Consider the following 10947-nt stretch of genomic DNA (forward strand, 5'->3'; position numbering starts at 1 on the left):
GGGGGGTGGGGGGACACGCTGCGGGAGGTGTTCGGGGAGTACCGGGCACCGACGGGGGTCGGCGAGGCCACCGTCGCCGGTGGTGGCGGGGCCGCCCTCGACGAGCTGCGGGCCCGGGTGGCGCGCACGGGGTCCGAGCTGGGCCGTCCGGTGAAGATGCTGGTCGGTAAGCCCGGCCTCGACGGGCATTCCAACGGCGCCGAGCAGATCGCGCTGCGGGCCCGTGACGCCGGTTTCGAGGTCGTCTACCAGGGGATCCGGCTGACGCCGGCGCAGATCGTGGCCGGGGCTGTCGAGGAGGACGTGCACGTCGTCGGGCTGTCGGTGCTCTCCGGTTCCCATCTCGACCTGGTGCCCCAGGTGCTGACGGGGCTGCGGGCGGCCGGGGCGGGTGAGATCCCCGTCATCGTGGGCGGCATCATCCCCGCGGCGGACGCGGACGAGCTCTCCCGACTCGGGGTGGCCGCGGTGTTCACGCCCAAGGACTACGAGCTCATCGCCATCATCCGGGGCATCCTCGACGTCGTACGGGCCGCCAACAAGCTCGATCAGTGAGCTCGATCAGTGAGGTGGCCGTGACGGTTGGGGATGGTACCCGGGTGGGCTCGTCAATCGAGTCGGTGACCGAACTCGTCACCGCCGCCGTCGCGGGGAACCGCCGCGCGGTGGCGAGGCTCATCTCCATGGTCGAGGACGGCTCGCCGCACCTGCGGCGGATCGAGCAGCTGCTGATGCCCCGCACCGGGGGCGCGCAGGTGATCGGCCTCACCGGGGCGCCGGGGGTCGGCAAGTCCACCTCCACCTCCGCGCTGGTGGGCGCCTACCGGGCTGCGGGCCGGCGGGTCGGCGTGCTGGCCGTCGATCCCTCGTCCCCGTTCACCGGCGGCGCGCTGCTCGGCGACCGGATCCGGATGGTCGAGCACGCCACCGATCCGGGCGTCTTCATCCGCTCGCTGGCGACGCGCGGAAGTCTCGGCGGCCTGTCGACCGCCACGCCCCAGGCCCTGCGGGTTCTCGACGCCGTCGGGTTCGACGTCGTCCTGATCGAGACCGTCGGGGTGGGACAGGCCGAGGTGGACATTGCCGCCCTGGCGGACACCACGCTCGTCCTGGTCGCCCCGGGGATGGGGGACGGCGTCCAGGCTGCCAAGGCGGGCGTTCTGGAGATCGCCGACGTGCTGGTGGTCAACAAGGCCGACCGGCCGGGTGCGGACCGGACGGTCAACGAGCTCACCGCCATGCTCCGGATGGGCGGTGCCGGCCGCGGGGAGGACGACCGGCGTCCGCAGGTCGTGCGGACGGTCGCCGCCACCGGGCAGGGGGTGGCCGAGCTCGTCGAATCGATCGAGGCCCATCGGGACTGGCTGCTGCGCACGGGGCAGTTGCAGCGCCGGCGGCGTCGGCGCGCGGTCGACGAGATCTCGCGGATCGCCTTCGCCCGGCTGCGGGAGCGGATCGGGGACCTGCGGTCCGGAGCCGCGATCAACCAGTTCGCCGGCGAGGTCGTCGCCGGCGGACTCGACCCCCACACCGCGGCTGATCGTCTCCTCGACGAGGCACTCGCCGCCCAGGCCGTCGCTGGCCTGGCCGCCGGTCACACCGGGGCGGTGAAACCGACCAGGTAACCGCGGTCGTGGCAGCAGCGGCAGGGGTCGATCACCAGCACGGTCCGAACCCGGCCGGCCCGGAATCCCGCCACATGGGACACCGTGCGGCACCGACCGTGGCAGGTCGGGCAAATGGTGTTCGGCTTGGCGTCCACGTGACGGTACCTTCCCGCGATGACGGGACATAACCTCTGGGCGCATCTCTACCTCTGGGCACGTGTCTGTACCTCTGGGCGCGTCTGCGCGCGGTGTCGGGCGGGTTCACGTTCTCGGGTCGAAGGCCGAGACGGCGGCCAGCTGCTCGAACAGCGCGCGTTCCCGGGCGGTCAGGGCCGGCGGCACCGCCACGCACACCTCGGCGTGCAGGTCGCCGGGTGGGCCGGTGGGGTTGGGTAGGCCGGCGCCGCGTAGGCGCAGTCGCCGGCCGCTGGACGATCCTGCCGGGACGCGCACCTTGATCTCACCGCCGGGGGTGGTGACCGGGACCCGGGCGCCCAGGGCGGCCTCCCAGGGGGTGACCGGCAACGGGACGTGGATGTCTCGTCCGGACAGCCGGTAACGTGGATGCGGCGCGATCTTCACGTGTAGGTAGAGGTCGCCGGGCTGGCCGTGCCTGCTGCCGCGGCTGCCTTGGCCGGTCAGCCGGATGCGCTGGCCGTCGACCACCCCCCGCGGGATGGTGACCTGGTAGCTGCGTGGGCTGCCGCCGGGGCCGGCGAGGGTGATCTGACGCCGCCCGCCCCGGTAGGCCTCCTCGACGGTCAGCTCGAGCTCGGCTTCCTGATCGGCGCCGGGGATCGGCCCGGTCGCGCCGCGGGCCCCGAACAGGCCACCGAACAGGTCACCGAACAGGTCACCGAAGGTGCTCCCGCCGAGGCCCGCGCCACCGGGGCCGGCACGTCCGAAACCCATGTCGGCGAAGTCTGCGGAGTCGGTGACGTCGGCGAAGTCGGTGCCGCCGAAGCCCGGTTCGGCCCGGACCCGGCCGGTGCGGCTCCAGCCCCGGCCGGCCCGGCCGAAGCCCGGCCCGGCGGCCACCCGTTCGTCGTAGTCCTCGGGGAGGCGCCGGAAGTCCGCGCCGAACCGGTCGTAGCGCGCCCGCGTCTTCGGGTCGGACAGCACGTGGTACGCCTCACCGATCTCCTTGAACCGCTTCTCCGCCTCCGGGCCGCGGTTGACGTCGGGGTGGTAACGGCGGGCGAGGCGGCGGTAGGCCTGCTGGATCTCCTCGGCGCTCGCGCCCCGGCCGACACCGAGAAGCTGGTAGTAGTCCCGGGCCACGGCCGGTCACTCCGCAGGCCCGCCGGCGCCGCCCGGGTCCGGGCCGGTCTCGCCTGGTTGCCGGGCGCCGCCGGGCGGTTCGCTGGGTTCGCTGGGTTCGCTGGATGGCTCGCCGGGAGGGCGGCTGACGGCGACCCCGGCGGGGCGCAGCTGCCGTCCGGTATCGCCGTAGCCGGGACGGATCACGGCCACCACCGTGCCGGCTGGGACGTTCGGTTTCTCGACGGCGGTCAGCGCCTCGTGCCGGGTCGGGTCGAACGGCACCCCGACCTCGTCGTGGCGCGGGTAGCCGAGCCGGGCCAGCACGTCCACGGCCTGGTCCCGGACCGTCCGGACACCCGCCACGAGCGAGGCGGGGTCGGCGTCGGCGTGGGTGAGCGCGAGGTCGAGGTGGTCAAGGACCGGCAGCCAGGCGGCGGCCGCGTGGGCCCGTTCGGCCGCCCGATCCCGCTCCAGCTCCCGGATGGTCCGTTTACGCAGGTTGTCCAGGTCGGCGGCGGCCCGCCGCCACCGGTCGGTCAGCTCGTCCACCTGAGCGGCGAGCGCCACACTGTCTAGGACCGCCTCGGTCGGGAGGTCGTCCGCGCCGACGGGGCCGGCGCGGACGGTGGTCTCTGCGCTACTCCGGTCCACGGTCCGGTCGGTGGTCTGGTCGGTGGTCTGGTCGGTACGGGGGCCGGCGGCGTGGCCGGTCCGGTCTGGGTGCTGTTCGTGCGGCATGTCGTTCGCCATCATCGGTCGGTCTCGGTTGGCATGGGTTCAGCCCCGGTCGAACTCGGCGTCTATCACGTCGTCGTCGCCGGGGGTGCCGCCGCCGGGGGTGCCGCCGCCGGGGGTGCTGCCGCCGGGGGTGCCGCCGCCGGGTGGTGGCTGTGGGCCGCCCGGGCCGCCCGGTGCGGTGTCGGCCGGGCTGCCGCCGGTTCCCTCGGTGGGGCCGGCCTGGCCGGTGCGGGCGGCGGCCAGGCCGTGGTAGATCTGTTGGAGATCCGAGGTCAGGGCGCGGGCCCGGTCCACCGGCGCCTCTTCTTTGATGGCCTGGCGGGCGTCGGTGACCAGTAGGTTGGCGCGGGCCTTCTCGTGTGGCGGGGCGGCGTCACCGAGTTCGGCCAGCAGCCGTTCGACGCGGTAGGCGACCGAGTCCAGCTCGTTGCGGGCGTCGATCGCGGCGCGTAGCGCCTGGTCGGCGGTGCGGTTACGCTCCGCCTCGGTGATCATCCGTTCGACCTCTTCCTTGGGGAGGTTGGAGGTTTCACTGATCGTGATCGACTGCTGGGCTCCGGTGTCCTTGTCGCGGGCGGTGACGTTGAGGATGCCGTTGGCGTCGATGTCGAAGGTGACCTCGATCTGCGGTTCGCCGCGGGGCGCCGGGCGGATGTTTTCCAGGCGGAAGCGGCCGAGTACCCGGTTATCGGCGGCGCGTTCGCGTTCGCCCTGCAGTACCACGATGTCCACTGCCGGCTGGTTGTCCTCCGCGGTGGAGAACACCTCGGAGCGTCGTACCGGGATCGTGGTGTTGCGTTCGACGATTTTTGTCATCAGGCCGCCGCGGGTCTCCACCCCGAGGGAGAGCGGGGTGACGTCGAGCAGGAGCACGTCGGAGACCTCGCCCTTGAGCACCCCGGCCTGGATCGCCGCGCCCAGTGCGACGACCTCGTCGGGGTTGACGCTCATGTTCGGTTCCTTGCCGCCGGTCAGCCGCCGGACCAGTGCCTGCACCGCGGGCATCCGGGTGGCGCCGCCGACGAGGATCACCTCGTCGAGGTCGTCGGCGCTGACCTTGGCGTCCTCCATCGCCTGGCGGACCGGTCCCATGGTCCGTTCGACCAGGTCGGCGGTGATCTGTTCGAAGGTGGAGCGCATGACCGTGGTGGTCAGGTGCCGCGGCCCGGTGGCGTCGGCGGTGATGAACGGCAGGTTCACCTGGGTCTGGGTGACCGAGCTCAGTTCGACCTTGGCCTTCTCCGCGGCCTCGAACAGCCGTTGCAGCGCCTGGGGGTCCCGGCGCAGGTCGACGCCCTGTTCCCGGTGGAACCCGTCGGCGAGGTAGTCGACCAGCCGGCGGTCGAAGTCGTCCCCGCCCAGGTGGCTGTCCCCGGCCGTGGCCCGGACCTCGACCACCCCGTCGCCGACGTCGAGGATGCTCACGTCGAACGTGCCGCCGCCGAGATCGAAGACCAGGACGGTCTCGTGGCCCTTCTTGTCCAGCCCGTACGCCAACGCGGCCGCGGTCGGCTCGTTGATGATCCGCAGCACGGAGAGCCCGGCGATCCGGCCGGCGTCCTTCGTCGCGGTGCGCTGCGCGTCGTTGAAGTAGGCCGGCACCGTGATGACCGCTTCGGTGACCTTCTCGCCCAGGTTCCGCCCGGCGTCGTCGGCCAGCTTGCGCAGCACCAGCGCGCTGATCTCCTCCGGCGCGTAGAGCTTGTCCCGGATCTTGAACCGGGCGGTGCCCTCCGGGCCTGGGACGACGTCGAAGGCGACCGCTTTGGCCTCCTCGGTCACCTCGTCATAGCGGCGGCCGATGAACCGCTTGGCCGAGTAGATCGTGCCCTTCGGGTTCAGGATCGCCTGCCGTCGCGCCAGCTGCCCGATCAGGCGTTCACCGCTCTCGGTGAACGCCACCACCGACGGTGTCGTCCGCGCACCCTCCGCGTTCGGGATGACCCTCGGCTCGCCACCCTCCCAGGCGGCGATCACCGAATTGGTCGTCCCCAGATCAATGCCGACTGCCTTCGCCATCGAATGCTCCTCCAGAAGCGAACCTCACACATATGACGAATCGGGCGTGCCCACGCCGTGAGCAGGCTTCACTCGGATAAACCGACCCCACAGCAGGGAACCTGTCCAGGATTTGCCCAGCAAAACGCATTGCCTACGGAGTATCGCTTGTCGGCAGGCGAAGGAAGAGATCACGAAAAGGCCTTGATTGCCAGGAGGTCCTGATTGCCAGGGGAGCTGGAGCACCAGGAGAGCTGGCAGAGCCACACCGGTCGGGGCCGGGCCGGGGCAGGACAGGGATCGGGGGGCTGAGCCCGGCAGGACGGGCACCAGGCAGCGCCCTGGCCCTACAGCCTGGCCCTACAGCCGGTTTCTGGTCCTAAAGCCGGTTCTGGCCCTACACCCGGCTGTAGCCGGGTGTCCCTCGGCGGTGGCCCGCAGTTTTCGGGCCGGCGAGGCAGGGGTAGAGGCAAGGCATAGTCAATTGGACGCAAAGGTGATAGCCGGCCGGCTCGGCCGGAAGGAGTGAGGATCATGACACTACCCGTACGACGCGGAGAAGGCCTGGGAACGCTGGCACGATGGGATCCGTTCCGGGAGATCGAGGACGCCTGGACCCGCATGGGCAATCTGCTCGGCGACGTCATGGGCGGCGTCGAGGGCCGTCCGGCGCGGTTGCTGGGTGGCATAGTGCAGCCGGTCGACATCGAGGAGACCGATGACGCGTTCGTGATCGATCTCGATCTTCCCGGGGTACGCCGGGAGGACATCTCCGTGGACCTGCGCGACAACGAGCTGTTCGTCACCGGTGAAATCAAGGAGCGGGAACGCACGGGAGTACTGCGCCGCCGTAGCCGCCCAGTGGGCCGGTTCGAGCACCGCATCGCCGTGCCGGGTGACATTGACCCGGAATCGGTGCACGCCACCCTGGCCGACGGAGTGCTCACCATCCGGCTGGCGAAGGCCAAGCGGAGCCAGCCCAAGCACATCGAGATCAGCACCGGACCCGAGGGCCAGAGCACCGGCCCCGAGGGCCAAAGCTGACTGAGTGCCTGGTACCCGGACCCGCCAGCGCGCCCTCCGCCGGGACCCCGGCAGACCCGGCCTGTCCAGCCGGTCGGCTTGCCCCGCCAGCAGGCGATACCGACGATTTGTAATTAAGGTATTGCATGTCGTGAGGATGGGCCTGCGATGTTCGCGGGGTCCGGTCACGTTCTGCTTCAGGGGAACCATCATGCCAAAGATCATCGCTTACGAGGAGGAAGCACGGCGTGGGCTGGAACGTGGCATGAACCAGCTGGCCGGCGCCGTGAAGGTGACGCTCGGTCCGAAGGGGCGCAACGTCGTCCTGGAGAAGAAGTGGGGCGTTCCCACCATCACCAATGACGGCGTCTCCATTGCCAGGGAGATCGAGCTCGAAGATCCGTATGAGAAGATCGGCGCCGAGATGGTCAAGGAGGTCGCCAAGAAGACCGACGAGGTGGCCGGCGACGGCACCACGACGGCGACCGTCCTGGCGGAGGCACTGGTCCACGAGGGCCTGCGGAACGTGGCCGCGGGCGCGAACCCGATCGCCCTCAAACGTGGCATCGAGCTGGCCGTCGAGCGGGTCTGTGGGGAGCTGGCCGACCTGTCCAGGGATCTGGAAACCAAGGATCAGATCGCCTCAACGGCCTCGATCTCGGCCGGCGGGGACACCGCGATCGGCCAGATCATCGCCGAGGCGATGGACAAGGTCGGCCGGGACGGCGTCATCACCGTCGAGGAGAGCAACACCTTCGGCCTCGAGCTGGAGCTCACCGAAGGTCTGCGTTTCGACAAGGGCTACATCTCGCCGTACTTCATCACTGATCAGGAGCGGATGGAGTGCGTCCTGGAGGACCCCTACATCCTGGTCGCCAACATCAAGATTTCGCTGGTCAAGGACATGCTCCCGCTGTTGGAGAAGGTCATGCAGGCCGGCAAGCCGCTGCTGGTTATCGCCGAGGACGTCGAGGGGGAGGCCCTGGCAACCCTGGTCGTCAACAAGATCCGCGGTACGTTCCGGTCCGTGGCCGTGAAGGCGCCGGGTTTCGGCGACCGGCGCAAGGCCATGCTCGGCGATATCGCCGTCCTGACGGGCGGTCAGGTGATCAGTGAGGAGGTTGGTCTCAGGCTGGAGAACGCCGACCTCGACCTGCTTGGCCAGGCCCGCAAGGTTATCGTCACCAAGGATGACACGACCATTATCGAGGGCGCCGGCGACCCGGGCCAGATCGCCGGTCGGGTCAGCCAGATCCGCAGCGAGATCGAGAAGTCGGACTCCGACTACGATCGCGAGAAGCTGCAGGAGCGGCTGGCCAGGCTCGCCGGCGGCGTGGCCGTCATCAAAGCCGGCGCGGCCACCGAGGTCGAGCTCAAGGAGCGTAAGCACCGCATCGAGGACGCGGTCCGCAACGCGAAGGCCGCCGTTGAGGAGGGCATCGTTCCCGGCGGTGGGGTGGCTCTGCTGCTGGCCTCGGAGGCCGTCTTCGACGGGCTGGACGTGGCCGAGGACGAGCGGACCGGGGCCGAGATGGTGCGCCGCGCGTTGACCGAGCCGCTCCGGCAGATCGCGATCAATGCCGGCCTGGAAGGCGGCGTCGTGGTCGAGAAGGTCCGCAACCTGCAACCGGGGTGGGGGCTGGACGCCGCCACCGGCGAGCACGTCAACATGCTCGAGGCCGGGATCATCGACCCGACCAAGGTCACCCGCTCCGCCCTGCAGAACGCCGCATCCATCGCCGGGCTGTTCCTCACTACCGAGGCCGTCGTCGCCGAAAAGCCAGAGGAAAAGGAAACCGCGGCCGCGGCAGCCGGTGGAGGTGGCCTGGAATACTGATTGACAGCGTCGTTGTCGCGGCCGACACGCCGGCCGACACACCCACGGTGGCGGTCGAACAGGCCCATCCCGTCCTGGAACTCGCCTACCGCGGCAACTCGCCTATTCCGCGACGTTTCCACCGCCGAACTGCCGACGGAAGGAACCGAGCAGGTGGTCGAGGCCCCAGAGGAACTGGTCCCGGGTGTCCTGGGTGCCGGTCGGGCCGAGCAGCTCGGCCACGGCCTCGGCTGCCAGCAGGTGTCCCCAGAGGTAGACGAACATCGTGTAGACGATCCTGTTCGTGTCCTCCGGTCCGATGCCGGCGTCGGTGAGCAGGTCGTGCAGGAAGCTCGCGTTGCGTACCGCGGAGGGGCTGCCGGGCATCTGCCGGCCCATGCGTGCCGCGAGCCCCGGGTAGGCGGCGGCGACGTCATGCGCGCTGGTGAAGCAGCGCCCTAGGCGGTCGGCCCAGTCGCCGGTCTCGGGGCCTGGAAGGTCGATGCGGCCGAGCGCGTCGTCGACGACGCGCTCGACGATGAGATCCTTGGTGGGGAAGCGTCGGTAGATCGCGGGGGCCGTGACGCCGAGCTCCGCGCACAGGGGCCGGACCGTGAGGTGGTCGAGCCCGTCGCGCCGAGCGATCGTGTCGGCCGCCGCGATGATCTGCTCGCGGGTGACCGCCCGGGGACGCATAGCGTCCTTTCTACTCGGCGCGAGACGGTGGTTCTACTTGGCGCGAGGCAGTGGTGCTACCTGGCGCGAGGTTCTGCGGCGGCCCGCCGCCGCGGACCCCGGGATCGGGTGGAGGCGGTTCCGAGGGCATGCCCGGCACGGGCCTGGCGTCGCACCGGTCCGGGACGAACAGCCCTCGTCCCGTCAGCCGCGCCGGCCGAAGGTAGAGGTACGGCCCGCCGTAGGAGGCCGAGACGAAGGAAGAGGAGATCATGATGATGGTCTGGGGTGGGTACAACTGGGGTTGGGGTAGTTGGCTGCTGATGGCGTTCAGCATGGTCGTGGTCTGGGGGCTGGTCATCGGGGCGCTGATCGCCCTGCTGCGCGCCGGCCTCGACCGGCGATCGGGGACGTTGGCCGGACGGCCTGTCAACGGGTCGGCCGAGCGGATCCTGGCCGAGGGCTACGCCCACAGTGACCTCGACGAGGGCCGCGGTGACCTCGGCGAGGAGGGGTACCGTCACCCGGGCGTGCCGCGGGACCGGCACAACCCGACCGGTCTCGCCAAGGTCGGTTGAGCGCATTCTGAAGGTCAGAGCCACCGCACGTTCTGGTGCCTCGCCTGGCTACTGATCTTTAATTCGTGAGATCGCTGGATCATGGTGTTGTGGGTCATGATGGCTCCAAGGTCAGACCGGTTCCGGCCAGGCAGCCGTTGAGGAGGCCGGGACGGTGCTGGAACCTGGTTATGCCATGACGGATCAGCTCGTTGAGCTCGTCAACGTCGTCGCGCACCCGGACCAGCGGGGTGTGCCCGCACCGGCCCCAACTGGTCACCCGCGGCGGCCGCAGGGACTGCCCGGCCTCGTCCTCGAAGAGGACCCAGCCTCCGGTGACCGCGGCGATCTTTTTACCCGCGGCCACAACCTCCCACCGCCACACCGCCACCGCCCCGTCGTCGCGTTCCACCGCCCGCCGGGTGGGCAGCTGACACGACCAGCCCCGCCGCCGCAGCAGCCCCTGAGGCGATCGTCTCTACACTGCGGATCGCGCCGATGGTGTCGGAGTTGCCGTGGACGTAGAGGGCATACGGACGGCCGACCGTCGCATCCAAGATCGGATAGTAGGTGCAGTCGCAGAAATGCGCCGAACCCTGGTCACGGACATTTCACTTTCCGTGACCGATCCGATCGGTGCGGACGGCCACCACGCCGCCCCGCCCGCTACAGCATCAGGCTCGCGGCGGTGGCAGCACCCAGCTCCCAGCAAGCCTCGCGTCCCTTCGCGTCCAGCGCGCCGATCACTGTCACGGGCTCACGCAGGCGCTTCCACTTCAGACCGGTTGCGATCGTCTCCACGCTCCGGACCGCGCCCGTGGTGTCGGAGCCGCCGTGAACATACAGGGCATACGGTCGACCGATGGTTGCTTCCAGGCAAGGATAGTAGGCTTGATCAAAAAAGTGTTTCAAAGCCCCTGACATGTAGCCGATGTTGGCCGGAGTACCGAGCAGGTATCCGTCTGCGGCCAGCACGTCAACCGCGGTGGCGGTCAGGGCTGGCCGGACCACCACTTCTACGCCCTCGATTGCCTCGTCCCTGGCGCCAGCGAGCACCGCCTCCAGCATCGCCTGCATGGACGGCGACGGAGTGTGGTGGACGATCAAGAGTGTCGGCATCGACGCCATGCTATTGGCCCGGCTACCCGGTGGACCGTCCTTACGCCGCCAGACCGGCGCTACCCAAGGGAAAGGGCGTGCTCCGCGAGGGAACACGCCCCAGGCGGAACCTGTCAAGATTTTTGAGGCAAGATTCTTTGTGGACTAGGGG

General features: G+C 69.9%; 11 protein-coding genes. 5 read left to right on the forward strand and 6 right to left on the reverse strand.

The annotated features are described in order from the left end of the window. Both AC08OV_RS14625 and meaB read left to right on the forward strand, forming a co-directional pair. Window positions 1-555 (forward strand): cobalamin B12-binding domain-containing protein (locus AC08OV_RS14625; protein ID WP_476619785.1); only part of this gene is annotated, 555 nt, incomplete at its 5' end. A 44-nt stretch (window positions 556-599) separates the two neighbouring features. Next, on the forward strand, window positions 600-1625 hold the full coding sequence (gene meaB, locus AC08OV_RS14630; RefSeq protein ID WP_476616240.1) for a methylmalonyl Co-A mutase-associated GTPase MeaB: 1026 nt from the start codon (window positions 600-602) through the stop codon (window positions 1623-1625). A gap of 243 nt (window positions 1626-1868) precedes the next feature. On the opposite strand, the gene AC08OV_RS14635 is transcribed toward meaB, so the two are convergent. From AC08OV_RS14635 to dnaK, 3 genes are read right to left on the reverse strand one after another with little or no spacing between them, the layout of a single operon-like run. After that, window positions 1869-2888: a DnaJ C-terminal domain-containing protein gene (locus AC08OV_RS14635; RefSeq protein ID WP_476619786.1), complete on the reverse strand. Its 1020-nt coding sequence runs from the start codon at window positions 2886-2888 to the stop codon at window positions 1869-1871. Between the two features lie 6 nt (window positions 2889-2894). Further along, entirely contained in the window at window positions 2895-3608 is a 714-nt protein-coding gene (locus AC08OV_RS14640) for a nucleotide exchange factor GrpE (RefSeq protein WP_476619787.1), read from the reverse strand. Between the two features lie 39 nt (window positions 3609-3647). After that, the gene (dnaK, locus tag AC08OV_RS14645) at window positions 3648-5627 is read right to left on the reverse strand and encodes a molecular chaperone DnaK (protein ID WP_476615272.1); all 1980 of its coding nucleotides are present in this window, start codon (window positions 5625-5627) and stop codon (window positions 3648-3650) included. A 513-nt stretch (window positions 5628-6140) separates the two neighbouring features. On the opposite strand from dnaK, the gene AC08OV_RS14650 reads away from it, so the two are divergent. Together AC08OV_RS14650 and groL are read left to right on the forward strand one after the other, a co-directional pair. After that, window positions 6141-6650 (forward strand): Hsp20/alpha crystallin family protein, encoded by a 510-nt coding sequence (locus AC08OV_RS14650; protein ID WP_462188999.1) that lies wholly within the window; start codon window positions 6141-6143, stop codon window positions 6648-6650. Between the two features lie 190 nt (window positions 6651-6840). Further along, window positions 6841-8466 (forward strand): chaperonin GroEL, encoded by a 1626-nt coding sequence (groL, locus tag AC08OV_RS14655; RefSeq protein WP_476615273.1) that lies wholly within the window; start codon window positions 6841-6843, stop codon window positions 8464-8466. Between the two features lie 102 nt (window positions 8467-8568). Here groL and AC08OV_RS14660 read toward each other — a convergent pair whose 3' ends face one another. Beyond that, a complete protein-coding gene (locus AC08OV_RS14660) occupies window positions 8569-9141 on the reverse strand; it encodes a TetR/AcrR family transcriptional regulator (RefSeq protein WP_476615274.1) in 573 nt (190 codons plus the stop codon). 251 nt (window positions 9142-9392) lie between these two features. On the opposite strand from AC08OV_RS14660, the gene AC08OV_RS14665 reads away from it, so the two are divergent. Then, window positions 9393-9698: a hypothetical protein gene (locus AC08OV_RS14665; RefSeq protein WP_476619788.1), complete on the forward strand. Its 306-nt coding sequence runs from the start codon at window positions 9393-9395 to the stop codon at window positions 9696-9698. Window positions 9699-9792: 94 nt separating this feature from the next. On the opposite strand, the gene AC08OV_RS14670 is transcribed toward AC08OV_RS14665, so the two are convergent. Both AC08OV_RS14670 and AC08OV_RS14675 read right to left on the reverse strand, forming a co-directional pair. After that, window positions 9793-10137 carry a winged helix-turn-helix domain-containing protein gene (locus tag AC08OV_RS14670; RefSeq protein WP_476619790.1) on the reverse strand — a complete coding sequence of 115 codons (345 nt, stop codon included), beginning with the start codon at window positions 10135-10137 and terminating at the stop codon, window positions 9793-9795. 206 nt (window positions 10138-10343) lie between these two features. Further along, window positions 10344-10805 (reverse strand): flavodoxin family protein, encoded by a 462-nt coding sequence (locus tag AC08OV_RS14675; protein ID WP_476619789.1) that lies wholly within the window; start codon window positions 10803-10805, stop codon window positions 10344-10346. Window positions 10806-10947 lie beyond the last annotated feature (142 nt).

This window comes from Frankia sp. CeTa3Moorea (genome assembly GCF_978021225.1).